This is a genomic window from Nonomuraea sp. NPDC001684, assembly GCF_053596515.1.
Genome location: NZ_JBSFGJ010000014.1, coordinates 1 through 16,815, shown reverse-complemented (window position 1 = coordinate 16,815; position 16,815 = coordinate 1). Strand labels below are relative to the sequence as shown.

Here is a 16,815-nt window from a genome sequence, read left to right as displayed (position 1 = left end):
GCCGGGGCTGAGGGGGGCGGCGCCGAGGTCAGAGCCAGCCCATGCGCTGGGCGGTGCGGATCGCCTCCAGCCGGTTCTGGGCGTTGAGCTTGGTCATGGCGCTGGACAGGTAGTTGCGCACCGTGCCCTCGGTGAGGTGCAGCTCGCCGGCGATCCTGGAGATCGTCGCCCCGTCGCCCGCCAGGCGCAGCGCGTCGCGCTCCCGTTCGGTCAGCGGGCTGTCGCCGGCGGCCATCGCGGCGGCGGCCAGCTCGGCGTCCAGGTAGCGGCCGCCGGCCATGACCTTGCGGATCGCCATGGCCAGTTCCTCGGCGGAGGCGTCCTTGCCCAGGAAGCCGCTCACGCCGGCGGCCATCGCCCTGCGCAGGTAGCCGGGGCGGCCCAGGCTGGTCAGGATGACGATCTTGCACTGGGCGCTGATCCGCTCGGCGGCGGTCAGGCCGTCCATGCCGGGCATCTCGATGTCCAGCACGGCCACGTCGGGGCGGTGTTCGGCGACCGCGGCCACGACCTCGTCGCCCCGGCCCACCTGGGCGACGACCTCGATGCCGTCCTCCAGGTCGAGCAGGGCGGCGATCGCGCCGCGGATCAGGTGCTCGTCGTCGGCGAGCAGCACGCGGGTGGTCATGCCGGCACCGCCGCGCGCAGCAGGTAGCCGCCGTCGGACGTCGGCTCGGCCCGCAGCACGCCGCCCGCCGCGCCGACCCGCTGGGCCAGGCCCGCCAGCCCGTTGGCCGCGTGCTCGCCCACCGGGCCGCTCACCCCGTCGTTGGACATCTCCAGGACCCCGTTCTCGATCGTGATCGTGCAGCGTTCGGCCTTGCTGTGCTTGAGCACGTTGGTGGCGCCCTCGCGGACGACGGTGGCGAGCAGGGTGCGCGCCTCCGGGGCCAGCGCCGTGGTGTCGGCCCGTACCGTGCAGCGGACCTCGGCCGCCTCCAGCACCGCCCGGACGCCGGCCAGCACCTCGTCCAGGTCGAGCGCCCGGTAGTTCTGCACCACGGCCCGCACCTCGCGCAGCGACCGCCTGGCCAGGTCGCGCACCTCGAACATGGCCCGCTCGGCGGCGGCCGGGTCGCCGGGCAGCGAGCCGGCGGCGCCGGCGGTCCTGGCCGAGACGTCGGCCAGGCTCTGCCCGAGCAGGTCGTTGAGGTCGCGGGCGAAGCGCAGCCGTTCCTCCGAGACCGCCAGCCTGGACCTGGCCTCCTGCCCTTCGTGCGCCTCCTTGGCCACCCGCCACAACCACAGGTTCGCCAGCACGCCGCCCACGCCGATCCCGGTGAACACGGCCAGCACCACGACCGCCGACAACATCTCCACGGGCAGGCCCATGGTCAGCGCGAGGACGACCACCAGGACGGCGATCCAGCCGACCGACAACGTGACGATCGTCCGGCGGCGGACGAAGGGGGCCAGCATCGCCAGCCACACCGGCACGGTGTACAGGATCGTGCCGGCCGCGAGGACCAGGGCGAGCACCCCGGCGACGGCCAGCAGCGCCGTCGGGCGGGGTCCGCCGCGCACGGCGATCCGGAACGGCCGCGTGGCCAGCGCCATGAACACCAGCAGCAGCACGCCGGCGGCCACGAACACCTGCCGGGGCAGGTCGACGTTCTGCCCGAGCAGGTACAGGTTGTAGAAGCCGGTCGCGGACACCAGCAGGATGATGTCGGTGGAGTAGACGATCAGCCAGCGGACCTTGTCCAGCCGGGTCGGCCGCCTCACGCGGGCACCGCCGCGCGCAGCAGGAACTCGCCGGTGGGCGTCGGGGCGGCCGAGAGCGAGCCGCCCGCCGTGGTCAGGCGCTCCGACAGGCCGCGCAGGCCGCTGCCCGGGGCCGCGGAGAGGTCTTTGACGCCGTCGTTGCGCATCTCCAGCACGCCGCCCTCGATCGTGATCGCGCAGGTGGTGGCCGAGCTGTGCTTGAGCACGTTCGTGCCGCCCTCGCGCACGACCCACGCCAGCAGCGCGCGCCCGGCGGGGGACAGGTCGCCGGCCCTGGTCTCGATCAGGCAGCGGGCGCCGGCCGCCTCCAGCGCCGACCGTACGCCGGCCAGCTCGGTGTCCAGGTCGAGCGTGTGGTAGCCGTCCACGGCCAGTTGCACCTCGGCCAGCGAGTCGCGGGCCAGTTCGCGCACCGCGTCCATCTCGGCCAGGGCCCTGGCCTGGTCCTTGGCCGACAACTTGGCCGCCAGCTCGCTCTTCAGCGTGATCACCGACAGGCTGCGGCCAAGCAGGTCGTGCAGGTCGCGGGCGAAGCGCAGGCGCTCCTCGGCGATGGCCAGGCGCGCCTTGGCCTCCTGGCCGTCGTTGGCGTCCCTGATCGTCCACCACAGCCAGCGCCACAGCAGCATGGCCGCGACCATGAGCGCGCAACTGGCCGCCTCGGGGATCAGCGTGCCGGCCCAGGACCGGTCGGTGATCAGCACGACGTACGCGCTGACCAGGACGGTCACGGCGGCGCCCAGGCAGGCCGTGGCCCACAGCGGCAGGTAGAACGCGACCACCGACACCCACAGGACGCCGGTCTCCAGCCAGGTGGCCGTGCTCGCCATCTCGTCGTGCGGCAGCAGCAGCACCGAGCCGGCCGCGCACGCCCCGGACACCAGCAGCTTCGCCGTGGGCCGCGGGCGGTCGTCGAAGGCGGCCCGCAGGACGGAGGGGAACAGCGTGAACTGGCCCGCCAGGAAGGCGATCGCGAGCAGCGCCTGCGGGACGCCCATCTGGCCGCGCGCGGCGTAGATGAGGACGAGGGTGACGAACACCAGGCCCAGGAGGATGACCATGGCGTCCATCCAGTGGATGAGGATCTTGCGCGCGCTCGCGGCACGGCTCGCCATCGTCGTCCTCACCCCCTGGATTCGGGGAAAATCCTATGTCAGGAGTGGGTCCTCCAGAGAATGCGGGATATTTCCGGTTTGGGGGGTGCGCCGCGCAGCGACAACCAGGCCAGCCCGTGCCGGACGGCGTACTCCGACAACTTGCGGGCCTCCGGCTCGTCCAGATCGCCGGGCCTGGCGAGCACCGGGGTCAGGGCGAGCCGCTCCCACACCTGCTCCTCGCCGGGCAGGCCGTAGGCCCGCGCGAGCTGCCCGGCCGCCGCCCGCACGGCCGATCCCAGCCTGCGCAGCCGCCCCTGCGGCCCGGTGCGCGGCTCCATCTCGGCCAGCAGCTCGACGGCGTCCACCCGGACGCCCTCCCGCCGGGTCGCGCGCAGCGCCGCCAGGTCGGCCGCGTCGAGGCCGTCCGGTGTCAGGCGCAGGGTGAAGAAGACCCGCAGCGGCCGTTCCCCTTGGAGGGCGTGCAGCGCCCGCGCCCTGCGCAGCGCGGCGGCCGGGTCGGCGTCGCGGATCTCGAACCCCGCCGCGGCGGCCCCGAACGCGCCGACCGCCCTGCGGTAGGCGGTGGCCAGGCCGCCCGGCCTGGTGCACGTGACGGCCGGGTCGTCCCCGCCGGGCCCGCCGAACACCGGGAAGGCGTCGCCGCCCGCCGCCCTCAGCCGTCCGAGCCCCGCGGCCACCGGGTCGCCCGCCGGCCGCGGCGGCCCGGCCCACCGGACGAGGCAGCCGTCGTCGCCGGCGACGAGATGGCCGAGCGCGTACCGGGCGACGCCGGTGGCGCGCGACTCGGCCGCCAGGTCGAAGCCCGGGTCGCGGGCGGTGTCGACGAACCCCACGAACGAACGCGGCGGCTGCCGGACCGCCGCCGGCCGCTCCGGCGGCGCGAAGCGGACGGGAGCGGCGCCGGACGGCGGCGCGGGCTCGGCGCCCGCGGGCAACATCCGGATCGCCAGGGCCGTGGCTCCGGCGAGCGCGAGCGCGGCGAGCACCGCCAGCGGGCGGGGGAGCGTGCCGGACTCTCTTGCTTTCCGCGACATATGCCACCCATCGTGATCGATCGGCTACTTTCAGCGGTTGCTGGTGAAGGTAGCAAGCGTTCGCCGGACGGCGCGGGGCTTTTCCGGTCGCCGTCCGATGTGGGCGGATAATGAGCCTCATGAAGCTGCGGATCTTCACCGAGCCCCAGCAGGGCGCCACCTATGACGACCTGCTCGCCGTCGCCCAGGCCGCGGAACGCCTGGGGTTCGACGCCTTCTTCCGGTCCGACCACTACCAGCGCATCGGCCCCGGCGACCCCGGCGCCGGCTCCACCGACGCCTGGGTGACGCTCGGCGCCCTGGCCAGGGAGACCTCCACGATCAGGCTCGGCACGCTGGTGACGCCGGCCACGTTCCGGCTGCCCGGCCCGCTGGCGATCAGCGTGGCCCAGGTCGACCAGATGAGCGGCGGCCGGGTCGAGCTGGGTTTCGGCACCGGCTGGTTCGACGGGGAGCACTCCGCGTACGGCATCCCGTTCCCGCCGCTCGGCGAGCGGTTCGGCCGGTTCGAGGAGCAGCTGGAGATCGTCACCGGTCTGTGGACGGCGAAGGACTCCTACTCCTTCGAGGGCCGCTACTACCGGCTGGTCGACTCGCCGGCGCTGCCCAAGCCGGTCCAGCGGCCCCGCCCGCCGGTGATCATCGGCGGCTTCGGCGCCAAGCGCACGCCCCGGCTGGCGGCCGCGTACGCCGACGAGTACAACGTGCCGTTCCGCACCCTGGCCGACACCGGGCAGGCGTTCACGCGGGTCCGGGAGGCGGCCGACGAGGCGGGCCGCGGCCTGATCCTGTCGGCGGCGCAGACCGTCGTCGTGGGCGCCGACCAGGCCGAGATCGAGCGGCGCGCCGCCGCCATCGGCCAGGACCCCGGCGCGCTGAGCGAGGGCGGCCTGTGCGGCACCCCCGACGAGGTGCTGGCCAAGCTGGGCGCCTTCGCCAAGCTCGGGGCCGAGCGCGTCTACCTCCAGGTCCTCGACCTGGCCGACCTGGAGCACCTGGAGCTCATCGCCGCCGAGGTCCTGCCGCACGTGTAATTCCGTTGGCGGTGCTTCGTCCGGCTACGGCACACTTGGCACGTGCTGCTGACGATCACGACCACCGCCACGCCGGCCACCGACCTGGGCTTCCTCCTGCACAAGCATCCCGAGCGCGTGCAGGAGTTCGGCCAATCGTTCGGCACGGCCACGGTGTTCTATCCGGAGGCGGGCGAGGAGCGCTGCACGGCGGCCCTCCTGCTGGAGGTCGACCCGATCGCGCTGGTCCGCTCGCGCGGCCGGAACTCGCCCGACTTCAGCCTGTCGCAGTACGTCAACGACCGCCCGTACGCGGCCTCCTCGCTGCTGGCCGTCGCGCTCGCCGACGTCTTCCGCACCGCGCGGGCGGGCCGCTGCAAGGCCCGTCCGGAGCTGCCGGGCACCCCGCTGCCGCTGGAGATCCAGGTGCCCGCGCTGCCCTGCCGAGGCGGGCCTGAGCTGGCCCGGCGGCTGTTCGAGCCGCTGGGGTGGGTGGTGGAGGCGCAGACGCTGCCGCTCGACGAGGGCTTCCCCGAATGGGGCGAGTCCCGGTACGTGCGGCTGACCCTGCGCGGCACCGTCCTGCTGGCCGACGCGCTCAACCACCTCTACGTGCTGCTCCCCGTGCTCGACGACGGCAAGCACTACTGGATGGCCTCCGACGAGATCGACAAGCTGGTCAGGGCGGGGGCGGGCTGGCTCGGCGGTCATCCGGAGCGCGGCCTGATCGCCCGGCGCTACTTCGGGCGGCGCTGGGCGCTGGCCCGCACCGCGCTGACCAGGCTGGCCGAGCTGGGCGACGAGACCGAGGAGCAGCTGGAGCCGGCGCTCGCCGAGGAGGCCCCCGCCGGGGAGAGCGCGGCCGACGAGGCCGCCTTCGCCGAAGCCGTCGCCGGAGCCGGTGCCGATGGCGAAGGCGCTGCGGAAGGCGGCGTCCAGGGCGACGTCACCGAAGGCGGGGGTGAGGAGGCGGGCGCGGCGCGGAAGGCGCGGCCGCTCAACACGCTGCGGCGCGAGGCCGTGCTGCGCAGGCTCGAAGAGCTCGGCGCGACGAGCGTGATCGACCTGGGCTGCGGGCAGGGCGAGCTGGTCGCCGCGCTGCTGGCCAGGCCCAGGTTCGCGCGCGTCGCCGGCATGGACGTCTCCTCCCTGGCGCTCACCATCGCCGCCCGCAAGCTGCGCCTGGACCGCATGCCCGACAGCAAGCGGGCCCGGCTCACCCTGTTCCAGGGCGCGCTCACCTACACCGACAAGCGCCTGGCGGGCTACGACGCCGCCGTGCTCATGGAGGTCGTCGAGCACGTCGACCCACCGCGCCTGGCCGCGCTCGAACGCGTCGTGTTCGGCCGCGCCCGCCCGGGCCATGTGCTCGTCACCACCCCCAACATCGAGCACAACGTGCGCTACGAGTTCCTGACGGGCCTGCGCCACCCCGACCACCGCTTCGAGTGGACGCGGGCCGAGTTCGCCGCCTGGGCCGCCCGGGTGGCCGCCCAGTACGGCTACCACGTCGCCGTCGAACCCGTCGGCGAGGACGACCCCGAGGTCGGCCCGCCCACCCAGATGGGAGTCTTCACCCGTGATCAGCGTTCCTGAGCTGTCCCTCGTGGTGCTCGTCGGCGTCTCCGGCAGCGGAAAGTCCACCTTCGCGCGCCGGCACTTCAAGCCCACGCAGGTCATCTCCTCCGACTTCTGCCGCGGCCTGGTGTCCGACGACGAGAACGACCAGGCCGCCACGCCGGCGGCGTTCGACCTGCTGCACCACATCGTCGGCGTGCGCCTGGCCAGGGGGCTGTTCACCGTCGTGGACGCCACCAACGTCCAGTACCCCGCCCGCAAGAGCCTCATCGAGCTGGCCAGGAAGCACGACGTGCTGGCCGACGCCATCGTGCTGGACACGCCCGAGGAGGTGGCGATCGAGCGCAACGCCGCGCGTCCGGACCGCGACTTCGGCCCCGGCGTGGTGATCCGCCAGCGCAAGGAGCTGCGCCGCTCGCTGTCCAAGATCTCCGCCGACGGCTTCCGGCGGGTGCACGTGCTGCGCGGCCTGGAGGAGATCGACAACGCCGAGATCACCTACGAGAAGGCGTGGTCGGACCGGACCGAGCTGACCGGCCCGTTCGACATCATCGGCGACGTGCACGGCTGCCGTTCGGAGCTGGAGACGCTGCTGGCCAAGCTCGGCTGGCAGGGCCTGACCCACCCCGAGGGCCGCACCGCCGTGTTCGTCGGCGACCTGGTCGACCGCGGGCCCGACACGCCGGGCGTGCTGCGCCTGGTCATGGACATGGTCGAGGCGGGCACCGCGATCTGCGTGGCCGGCAACCACGAGCAGAAGCTCGTGCGGGCGATGAACGGCCGCAAGGTCACCGTCGCCCACGGCCTGCGCGAGTCGCTGGACCAGCTCGCCGCCGGGCCGCCCGAGTTCGCCGAGCGGGCTCGCACGTTCATGGACGGCCTGCTCAGCCACTACCGCCTGGACGGCGGCCGGCTCGTCGTCGCGCACGCCGGGCTGAAGGAGTCCTACCACGGCCGCGCCTCCAAGCGCGTGCGCGCCTTCGCCCTGTACGGCGACACCACCGGCGAGACCGACGAGTACGGCCTGCCGGTCCGCTACCCGTGGGCCGACGAGTACCGCGGCCGGGCCATGGTCGTCTACGGCCACACGCCCACGGTCACCCCCGAGTGGATCAACAACACGATCTGCCTGGACACCGGCTGCGTCTTCGGCGGCCATCTGACCGCGCTGCGCTACCCCGAGCGCGAGATCGTCCAGGTGCCGGCCGAGCAGGTCTGGTACGAGCCGGCCAAGCCGCTCGGCGACCCCGCCCGCGAGCCGGGCATGCTCGACGTCGGCGACGTGATCGGCACCCGGCACGTCGAGACCCGCTTCGGCGGCCGGGTCAAGGTGCTGGAGCAGAACGCGGCCGCCGCGCTGGAGGTCATGAGCCGGTTCGCGGTCGACCCGAGCTGGCTGGTCTACCTGCCGCCGACGATGGCGCCGCCGGAGACGTCCAGGCTCGACGGCTACCTGGAGCACCCGCACGAGGCGTTCGAGGAGTTCGCCGCGGCGGGGGTGAGCGAGGTCGTGTGCGAGGAGAAGCACATGGGCTCGCGGGCCGTCGCCGTGCTGGCCAGGACGCCCGAGGTCGCCGCGGCCCGGTTCGGCGTCGCCGACGGCAGCACCGGCGCGGTCTACACGCGTACCGGGCGGCCGTTCTTCCGGGACATGACGCCGCTGGTCGAGGCGGTGCGCGCGGCCTGCGAGCCGCTGTGGGAGGAGCTGGGCTCCGACTGGGTGGTGCTCGACTGCGAGCTGCTGCCCTGGTCGGCCAAGGCGGGCGAGCTGATCAGGTCGCAGTACGCCTCCGTCGGCGCCGCCGCGCGGGCCGCGCTGCCGGAGGCCGTCACGGCTCTGGAAGCGGCGGCCGGACGCGGGCTGGATGTGGGTGGGTTGTTGACCCGCACCCGACGCCGCTTCGACAACGCTGCCCTGTTCCGCGACGCCTATGCGCGCTACTGCTGGCCGGTGGACGGTCTCGACGGGATCAGGCTGGCGCCGTTCCAGATCCTGGCCTGCGAGGGACGGGCCACCGCGCTGGAGCCGCACGCCTGGCACCTGTCCACGCTGGCGCTGCTCGACTCGCCGCTGATCGCGCCGACCAGGAACGTGACGGTCACCCTCGACTCGCCGGAGTCCAGGGCCGCGGCCACCGCGTGGTGGGAGGCGCTGACCGCCGCCGGGGGAGAGGGCATGGTGGTCAAGCCGGCCACGTACGTGCCCGGCCGGGTGCAGGCCGGCGTGAAGGTGCGCGGCCGGGAGTACCTGCGGATCATCTACGGGCCCGACTACACCGAGTCCCTCGACGTGCTGCGCCGCCGTTTCCTCGGCAAGAAGCGCTCGCTCGCGCTGCGCGAGTACGCCCTCGGCCTGGAGGCGCTGTCGCGCCTGGCGGACGGCGAGGCGGGCTGGCGGGTGCACGAGCCGGTCTTCGCGGTGCTCGCCCTGGAGTCCGAGCCGGTGGACCCGCGCCTGTGACCCCGTCCCTCCGAAGGAGCCTGTGATGACCGCCGACCGTCACCGTCCCGGCTACGTCCGGCGCGCTCTCGGGCGCGCGCTGCTGCGGTACGCCGTGGCGGTGGCGGTGGCGGTCGTCGTGATCGCGGTCTTCTGGCTGACCCGGGCCTGACGTCCGGTTTGTGGCAAGGTTGGGTAAGCGCCGCGCTACACAGGTGATCTCCGGGTAGGTCCCCGATCACGGGGAAGGGACCTGTATGGCAACTCGGTACACCCATCAGGAGCATCTGGGCCACGTCGTCTTCATCACCGCGGCGGCGGCCATCGGCGGGTTCCTGTTCGGATACGACAGCTCGGTCATCAACGGCGCGGTCACCGGCATCCAGCGGCACTTCGACGTGGGAGCGGTTCAGATCGGCTTCGTCGTGGCCATCGCGCTGCTCGGGTCCGCGCTCGGGGCCTGGATCGGCGGCGGGCTGGCCGACCGGTGGGGGCGTACCCGGTCGATGCAGGTGGCCGCCGGTCTGTTCACCGTCAGCTCGATCGGGCAGATGTTGCCGTTCGCCATCTGGGACCTGGGGTTGTGGCGGGTCATCGCGGGCTTCGCGATCGGCATGGCCTCGGTGCTCGGGCCGGCCTACATCGCCGAGGTGGCGCCGCCCGCCTACCGGGGGCGGCTGGGCTCGTTCCAGCAGCTCGCCATCGTGCTCGGCATCGCGGTCTCGCAGCTCGTCAACTACCTGATCGCCGAGCTGGCCGGCGGCGACGTCAACAACCACCTGTGGGGGCTCCAGGCATGGCAGTGGATGCTGGGGGCCTGCGCCGTCCCAGCCCTGCTCTACCTGCTGTTCGCCTCCACCATCCCCGAGTCGCCGCGCTACCTGATCATGTCGGGACGGTCGCGGAAGGCCCGCGAGGTGCTGGCCGAGGTCGAGGGCGAGGACGTGGACCTCGACGCCCGGATCGCCGAGATCCAGCGCGTGCTGCGGACCGAACGCGTGCCGGGGGTGAAGGACCTGCGCGGCAGCGCGCTCGGTCTGCTGCCGATCGTCTGGGTCGGCGTCATCCTGTCGGCGTTCCAGCAGCTGGTCGGCATCAATGTGATCTTCTACTACTCGTCGGTGTTGTGGCAGTCGGTGGGCATCAACCAGAGCAACTCGCTGCTGATCAGCTTCTCCAGCTCGATCATCAACATCATCGGCACGTTCATCGCGATCGCGCTGGTCGACCGGATCGGGCGCAAGCCGCTGCTGCTCGTCGGCTCGGCCGGCATGGCGATCGCGCTGGGCACCGCGGCCTGGGCGTTCAGCGCGTCGCGGGAGGTCGGCGGCGTGGTCTCGCTGCCCAGCCCGCAGGGGCCGATCGCGCTCGTCGCGGCCAGCGTGTTCGTGCTGTTCTTCGCCCTGTCGTGGGGCGTGGTGGTCTGGGTGCTGCTCGGCGAGATGTTCCCCAACCGCATCCGCGCCGCCGCGCTCGGCGTCGCCGCCGCCGCGCAGTGGATCGCCAACTGGCTGATCACCGTCTCGTTCCCGGCGCTGTCGGAGTGGAACCTGCCGCTCACCTACGCCATGTACGCCCTGTTCGCCGCGCTGTCCTTCTTCTTCGTCAGCAAATGGGTCAAGGAGACCAAGGGCCGCAAGCTGGAAGACATGGGCTGACCACGCCGCGGAGTGGGCTAACCTCCGGCACGTGCTTGTCGACGTGCTCGGTCCCGGCCTGAACGTGCTCTTCTGCGGCATCAACCCCGGCCTGATGTCGGAGGCCACCGGCCACCACTTCGCCCGGCCGGGCAACAGGTTCTGGCCCGCGCTGCACCTGTCCGGCTTCACGCCGCGCCTGCTGACCCCGGCCGAGCAGCACCTGCTCCCCTCGTACGGGCTGGGCATCACGAACATCGTCCCCCGGGCCAGCGCCAAGGCGGCGGAGCTGACCAGGGACGAGCTGGTGGCGGGCGGCCGGCAGCTGGCGGAGAAGGTGGCCGAGCTGGGGCCGCGGGTGCTGGCCGTGCTCGGCATCTCGGCGTACCGGACGGCCTTCGCGCGGCCCAAGGCGGTCATCGGCCCCCAGCCCGAGCAGGTCGGCGGCGCCCGCGTGTGGGTGCTGCCGAACCCGAGCGGGCTCAACGCCCACTGGACCGTCGCCACGATCGCCGGGGAGATGGGCCGCCTGCGCGCCTCGCTGCGCCCGGGCCCGGAACCGACGGTCTCTGACCTGCGCTTGTAGACGGATCCAAGTCACGCACAAGCCTTGATCGCTAGATACGTACCCGGTTCGTTGTGTCTTCGCACTGGGGGGTCTGGTGGCAAGCCGGCGATTGTCGCGCGTGGTCTGCGCATTGGCGTTGTTAACGGGTCTGGTCGCGGCCGTGCCGCCACCGGCCGTCGCGTCCGCGGCACCGGACGCCGAGACCGCGGCGCTGCTGTCCGCGGTCGAACGGTTCACGGCCGCGGGCGGCGGCCTGGCCACGCTCGGCCCGATGGGCGAGCAGCTGCCGTTCGTCGGCCTGGTGCCCGGCGGCGAGGACGCCCTGGGCCTGGCCGACCTGTTCCAGGTGGCCGTCCACGACAAGCTCAAGGGCCTCACCACCCTGGACGACCTCCAGGACGAGTACGAGCTGTCCGGCCCCCGCGCAGGAAAGCTCCTGGCCAAGGCGAGCACGCAGAACGGGATCAGGCGGCTCGACCTGACCCTGGAGGTCACCAGGACGGCGGCCGGCCGCCCGATCTCCGTCAGCAGCGCCCAGCCCAAGGTCTCGCTGACCACCTCGGGCGGCGTGGACGTCACGCTGAAGCTCACCGCCAAGCTGCCCTTCGCCTACGACCCGGCCACCAAGTCCGCCTGGCTGGCCAAGGACGCCGGGATGACCGTGCGGGCCGAAGGCAGGCTCGCCGCCGGGGCCAGGCCCACCGCCGCCTTCGGCATCCTCGGCGTCGACCTCTCGGCGGCCTCGACGCTCTCCGTCGACGCCGAGTTCGCCGCCACCGCCGCCGACCCGGACGGCAACGGCAGGCTGGACACCCCGGAACTGGGCTCGGAGAGCCTGTTCAGCTTCGCCCGCAAGGGCTCGGCCGCCGCCCGGCTGCAGGTCACCGCGCAGCCGTTCGCCGGCGCCCAGGTCGAGGGGGCCGCCGCGACCATCGACGCGAGCTGGCCCGACCTCGCCACCGGCGGGCCCGCCGTCAGCGTGACCCAGGCCGACCTGGACCGGCTCGGCCGCTTCCAGACGCTCACGCCCAAGGACCTGCTCGACGGCCTGACCCACCTGGCCAACGCCGTCACCGCCGCCCAGCGCGCCCGCTGGGACGGGCAGGGCGACCTCGACCTGCCGTTCATGCGCGGCTCGCTGGCCGACGCCGTGCAGGTGTCGGAGGCGATCCACGCCTTCGCCGCCGCCAGCGTGGACCGCAACACCGGCCGGCCCACCTTCACCTCGATCCAGGACCTGTTCGCCGCGCTGGGCAAGGCCCGCGGCCTGCCCGGAGGCGCGATCATCAAGGTCGCCGACGCCGGGTACGACGACGCCGCCAAGAAGATCGCCTTCACCCTCGTCGTGGACCGGACCGTCAACCCGGCCCCCGAGCCGCTCAACCCCGCCGGCCAGACCGTCAGCGGGACGGGCGCGGGCGTCACGTACGCGGCCAAGACGCTGCGGCACGCCGGGCAGAAGTGGACGCCGGGGCAGTTCGCCGGGCGCACGGTCACCGCCGGAGCGTCGAGCGGCATCGTGGCCGACAACACCGCCGACACCGTCACCCTCGCCGAGGAGGGCTGGCGCGGGGGCGTGCCCGCCGCGGGCGCGCCGTACCGGATCTCCGCGAACGACCCCATGATCGGGCAGATCGCCTTCGGCGACACGTTCAAGGCCGCCGCCGGGCTCGACCGCGCCAACGCCACCGCCGCCGTGGCGGGCGTCATGCGCGGCTACCACGCCTCGGCCACGGTCGTGCTCGACCTGAGCGACCCGGTGACCGGCCAGGGATGCGCGCAGCGGCCGGACGGGCAGCAGAAGGCGTGCCCGTACAAGCACGTCAACGGCGACGGCAGCGCCACCGTGGTGAACGAGCTGCCCAGGGCCGCGGACCGGATCATGTTGCGGACCGGCCGCGACCTGTTCGGCGCCCGCGTGTCGGTGCTCTCCTCGGTCAACGTCAACGCCGTCGCGGGCTACCTGGGCGTCCAGCTCACCGGTGACCTCACCATGGGCAGCAGGAACGGCGGCGACCTGGTCAAGGTCGGTCTCAAGGACCTCGGCGACGTGCCGCTGACCAGGCTGTTCGAGCGGCTGGCGAGCAAGCCGGGCGACGTCCTGACCTCCCAGGTGGACGCGGTGGCCAAGGCGCGGCTCACGCTGGGCGTGCCGGGTCTGGCCGACTTCTTCGGCGGCAGGGTCTCCGGCGAGGTGGAGATGCCGGACCTCGGCAAGCCCGCCACCGTCAGCTTCCGCGGTTTCGACCAGATCGGCCGGGTGAAGGACTTCGCCTTCGACCCCGACAACCCGCAGGCGCTGTTCGGCGCGCTGATCAAGTCCCTGGGCGCGGTGGCCACCTACCTCGACGGCGTCAAGGGCACCGGGCCGGTCAACGAGGCGATGACGGCGAAGCTGCCGCTGCTCGGCCGCTCGCTGTCCGACCTGGTGGCCGCGGAGGAGACGGGCTCGGGCCCCGGCGTCGTCTACGGCGACGGCGCCTGCGGCAACGAGAACGCCTACGTCACCGACCCTTCGCGCACGTTCACCCAGGCGCACGTCGGCCGCCGCGTCGCCGTCGGCACCCGGGTGCTGACCGTCGCGACCGCGTGCGGCGAGCACACGTTGTCCTTCGCCGAGAGGTTCGGCCAGGCCGTGCCCGAGGCGGGCGCCGCCTACGCGCTGCGCTCGCCGCTGCGGGACGCGATCGACCGCCTGACCGCCGCGCCGCCGGACACCGTCCAGGCGCTGGTGGCCGAGCTGAACAAGGCGCTGGGCGGCCAGGTGCGCATCGGCTACGAGGACGGCGCCCTGCGGCTGTCGCTGGCCTACGACAAGAAGGCGGCCGTGCAGGAGCCGCTGCGCTTCGCCTTCGGCGACAGCAGCCTGGTCGCCGCCAAGGGCTCGGCCACGCTGGACGCCGCCGTCGAGGGCGAGGTGCGCCTCGGCCTGCGCGTGGCGCTCAAGCGCGGCTTCGACCCGGCCCGCGACCTGCTCATCGAGACCGACTCCGGCCTCGACCTCCAGGCGAAGGCACAGCTCGACGGCACGGTCCAGGCCGACGTCGGCCCGCTGCCGCTGGCGATCGGCAAGGAGGGCGACGACCCGCTGCAGGCCAGGCTCGGATACGGCGTGAGCCTGCGCTACGGCGGCGAGTCCCAGGACGCGGTGACCCCCGCCGCGTTCTTCTCCGGGCTCGACCTGGCGCTGAACGAGACGAGCGAGCCGGTCGCCTGCGACCGCGACCCGCACCGCGACGACACCGACCTGGCGCTGTGCGCCGTCCTGCCCGCCTACCTCAACGGCGCGCCGCTCACCGCGGACGGCAGGCACGCGCTCGTGCTGCGGCTGCCCAGGGCCGCCCCGCTGGCCGAGATGTTCGACCTCACCAAGAAGCTGCCCGGCGACGTGAACCGGCTGGAGCTGCCCTCCTTCGACTTCTCCACCCTGCCTCCGGGCCTGGAGCTGGACTGGACCAACCTGGGCGACGGCATCGACCGCTACCTCACCGCCCTGGAGACCGGCATGCGCATGGCCTCCGGCAAGGGCAGGTTGCCCATGGTCGGCGCCGACCTCCAGCAGGGGGCCGACTTCGTCGGCGCCAAGCGTCAGGAGATCAAGGCCGCCCTCGCCAAGCTGCCGAACGGCGGCAAGGTGCCCACCGGCGGCGACCTGCGCAAGTGGTACAACGACGAGCTCGCGCCCAAGGTCGGGCCGGGCGTGCAGCCGGTGATCACCTGCGTGCAGGCGCCCGTCCCCGACCCCGCCAAGCCCGAGGCGTGCGACGCGGCCAAGGGCGCCGAGCTGACCGGCATCGCGTTCAAGGTCAGCGTCGGCAAGGGCGACGTCGATCCGGAACAGGGCTGCGTCAAGGACTGCCTGGGCGTGGAGCGGCCGCTCGACGTCGGCGTCCCCGGCCTCGCGCTGAAGCAGGGCAAGGGCAAGGGCGTACGGGCCGAGGTCGGCTGGCACGCCGAGGTCATGGTGGGCCTGGACCGGACCAGCGGCTTCTACGTCGACGCCGGCGAGGCCAACCGGCCGCGGGCGACCGTCGGCGTGAACGTCTCGCTGCCCGAGGAGATCAACGCCCGGCTGGCGATCCTCGACGTCACGCTCAAGAACCGCGAGCAGAACGCCCCCGACCTGTTCGCGGGCGCCTTCACCATCGGCTTCAAGCCGGTCGGCCGGATCGGCCTGGACCAGCTCGCCGACGCCGGCGGTCTGGTGGAGACGTCACTGAACGCCAAGGTCGCGGTGGACTGGCGCTTCAAGGTGACGGCCGGCTCGGCCATGTTCCCCGGCCTGTACGGCGACTTCGACCTGGACTGGGACCTCACCAAGGGCGGCTCGCCTGACCCGGCGAACCTGAACATCGCCTTCAACAACGTGAACCTGGAGGCCGGCGACTTCTTCCGGAGCGTCCTCGGGCCGGTGGTGACCCAGGTCAAGAAGGTCACAGACCCGGTCAAACCGGTGATCGACCAGCTCTACGCGCCCATCCCCGTGCTGTCGGACCTGAGCAGGGCCGCGGGCGGCGGCGAGGTGAACCTGATGACGATCGCCAAGAAGTACAACACGGTCGCCGGCGGCGGCACGACGAAGTTCATCGAGCGGATGATCGAGGTCGGCAGGCTGGTGACGTCGCTGCCCGACTGCCAGGGAGAGCTGCACATCCCGATCGGCAGCTTCACCGTGGCCGGTGACCGCGCGCTGGACACCGAGAACTCGCCCGACGTCGCCGACTCGCTGATCAAGGACGTGGCGCCCGCCACGGACGACCTGTTCGCCGCGCTCGACCAGGGCGCCAGGTCGTGCGGGAAGGCCAAGGCCGCCGCCGCCGACGCGCAGGGGCCGATGGAGCACTCCGCGAAGGCGGGCTTCAGCTTCCCCGTGCTGCAGAACGCCGGACGGTCGATCTTCAGCCTGCTGATGGGCAAGGACGTGGAGCTGGTCGCGTTCGACTCCGGGCCGCTGCGCCTCGGCTTCTCCTACAGCCAGTCCTTCGGCCCGGTCTGGTCGCCGCCGCCGATCATGGTGGTCATCTCCGGCACCGCCGGGGTCGAGGCCCAGATCAGGGCGGGCTTCGACACGTACGGCATCCGCAAGGCGATCGAGCAGGGCAAGGTCGACCTCCAGGTCCTCGACAGCCTCTACCTGAAGACCACCGACGACCAGGGCCGACCACTGCCGGCGATCTCCCTGACCGGGCGGCTGGAGGCGGGCGCGGCGGTCGACGTGGTGCTGGTCAAGGCGGGCGTGAGCGGCGGCATCTTCCTCACCGTCGCCATGAACTGGCTCGATCCCACCAACGACGGCAAGTTCCGGTTCTTCGAGTTCGCCGACGTCCTGCTGCGCAACCCGCTGTGCCTGTTCTCGCTGGACGGCGAGCTGAAGGTCTACCTGAAGGCATGGGTCGAGGTGGGCATCTCGATCTTCAAGAAGCGGTTCGACTGGACCATCGTCGAGGCCAAACTGCTCGACTTCTCCGTCCGGCCCAAGTGCGACGAGGACCCGCCGAAGCTCGCGACCGAGGCGGGCGACGCCCTGGTGCTGCACGTCGGCGGGATGCGCAAGGCCAGGGGCGGCAGCACCGCCAAGCCGGGCGACGACGCCGAGCAGTGGACCGTCAGCCAGCTCCCCGGCGACATCGTCTCCAACAGCGCCGTACGCGTCGCCGGTCGCCTCGACCCGGCCGAGGCCGCCCGCTCCGAGTACGGCTGGC

The 16,815-nt window shown here is 72.8% G+C and carries 11 protein-coding genes; 7 read left to right on the top strand and 4 right to left on the bottom strand.

The window, feature by feature from the left end; genetic code table 11:
• Positions 1–28: 28 nt before the first annotated feature.
• Genes ACWCSD_RS05015 through ACWCSD_RS05000 form a run of 4 tightly spaced genes read right to left on the bottom strand, consistent with a single transcriptional unit; the run spans position 29 to position 3,877 of the window.
• Entirely contained in the window at positions 29–628 is a 600-nt protein-coding gene (locus ACWCSD_RS05015) for a response regulator (protein WP_449913156.1), read from the bottom strand.
• Positions 625–1,725 carry a sensor histidine kinase gene (locus ACWCSD_RS05010; protein WP_449913155.1) on the bottom strand — a complete coding sequence of 367 codons (1,101 nt, stop codon included), beginning with the start codon at positions 1,723–1,725 and terminating at the stop codon, positions 625–627. Before ACWCSD_RS05010 ends, ACWCSD_RS05015 begins: the two co-directional genes overlap by 4 nt.
• On the bottom strand, positions 1,722–2,840 hold the full coding sequence (locus ACWCSD_RS05005) for a sensor histidine kinase (RefSeq protein WP_449913154.1): 1,119 nt from the start codon (positions 2,838–2,840) through the stop codon (positions 1,722–1,724). The genes ACWCSD_RS05010 and ACWCSD_RS05005 overlap by 4 nt, the downstream gene beginning before the upstream one ends.
• A 38-nt stretch (positions 2,841–2,878) precedes the next feature.
• Positions 2,879–3,877 (bottom strand): hypothetical protein, encoded by a 999-nt coding sequence (locus ACWCSD_RS05000; RefSeq protein WP_397163525.1) that lies wholly within the window; start codon positions 3,875–3,877, stop codon positions 2,879–2,881.
• A 119-nt stretch (positions 3,878–3,996) separates the two neighbouring features.
• On the opposite strand from ACWCSD_RS05000, the gene ACWCSD_RS04995 reads away from it, so the two are divergent.
• From ACWCSD_RS04995 to ACWCSD_RS04965, 7 genes are all read left to right on the top strand, one after another.
• Entirely contained in the window at positions 3,997–4,911 is a 915-nt protein-coding gene (locus ACWCSD_RS04995) for an LLM class F420-dependent oxidoreductase (protein WP_397163526.1), read from the top strand.
• A gap of 42 nt (positions 4,912–4,953) precedes the next feature.
• The gene (locus tag ACWCSD_RS04990; protein WP_449913153.1) at positions 4,954–6,486 is read left to right on the top strand and encodes a 3' terminal RNA ribose 2'-O-methyltransferase Hen1; all 1,533 of its coding nucleotides are present in this window, start codon (positions 4,954–4,956) and stop codon (positions 6,484–6,486) included.
• The gene (locus tag ACWCSD_RS04985) at positions 6,470–8,929 is read left to right on the top strand and encodes a polynucleotide kinase-phosphatase (protein WP_449913151.1); all 2,460 of its coding nucleotides are present in this window, start codon (positions 6,470–6,472) and stop codon (positions 8,927–8,929) included. Before ACWCSD_RS04990 ends, ACWCSD_RS04985 begins: the two co-directional genes overlap by 17 nt.
• A gap of 25 nt (positions 8,930–8,954) precedes the next feature.
• Positions 8,955–9,080, top strand: coding sequence for a hypothetical protein (locus ACWCSD_RS04980; RefSeq protein WP_387663975.1), 126 nt, complete (start codon positions 8,955–8,957; stop codon positions 9,078–9,080).
• 85 nt (positions 9,081–9,165) lie between these two features.
• Positions 9,166–10,566, top strand: coding sequence for a sugar porter family MFS transporter (locus ACWCSD_RS04975; RefSeq protein WP_397163532.1), 1,401 nt, complete (start codon positions 9,166–9,168; stop codon positions 10,564–10,566).
• 31 nt (positions 10,567–10,597) lie between these two features.
• Positions 10,598–11,131 (top strand): G/U mismatch-specific DNA glycosylase, encoded by a 534-nt coding sequence (gene mug / locus ACWCSD_RS04970; RefSeq protein WP_449913148.1) that lies wholly within the window; start codon positions 10,598–10,600, stop codon positions 11,129–11,131.
• A 112-nt stretch (positions 11,132–11,243) separates the two neighbouring features.
• The coding region (locus tag ACWCSD_RS04965; protein WP_449913146.1) for a hypothetical protein at positions 11,244–16,815 on the top strand (5,572 nt) is incomplete at its 3' end.

What these genes read in the sequence shown, in the direction of transcription:
- ACWCSD_RS05015 (WP_449913156.1), bottom strand. Translation starts at nt 628, where the DNA reads ATGACCACCCGCGTGCTGCTCGCCGACGACGAGCACCTGATCCGCGGC.
- ACWCSD_RS05005 (WP_449913154.1), bottom strand. Translation starts at nt 2,840, where the DNA reads ATGGCGAGCCGTGCCGCGAGCGCGCGCAAGATCCTCATCCACTGGATG.
- ACWCSD_RS05000 (WP_397163525.1), bottom strand. Translation starts at nt 3,877, where the DNA reads ATGTCGCGGAAAGCAAGAGAGTCCGGCACGCTCCCCCGCCCGCTGGCG.
- ACWCSD_RS04995 (WP_397163526.1), top strand. Translation starts at nt 3,997, where the DNA reads ATGAAGCTGCGGATCTTCACCGAGCCCCAGCAGGGCGCCACCTATGAC.
- ACWCSD_RS04980 (WP_387663975.1), top strand. Translation starts at nt 8,955, where the DNA reads ATGACCGCCGACCGTCACCGTCCCGGCTACGTCCGGCGCGCTCTCGGG.
- ACWCSD_RS04975 (WP_397163532.1), top strand. Translation starts at nt 9,166, where the DNA reads ATGGCAACTCGGTACACCCATCAGGAGCATCTGGGCCACGTCGTCTTC.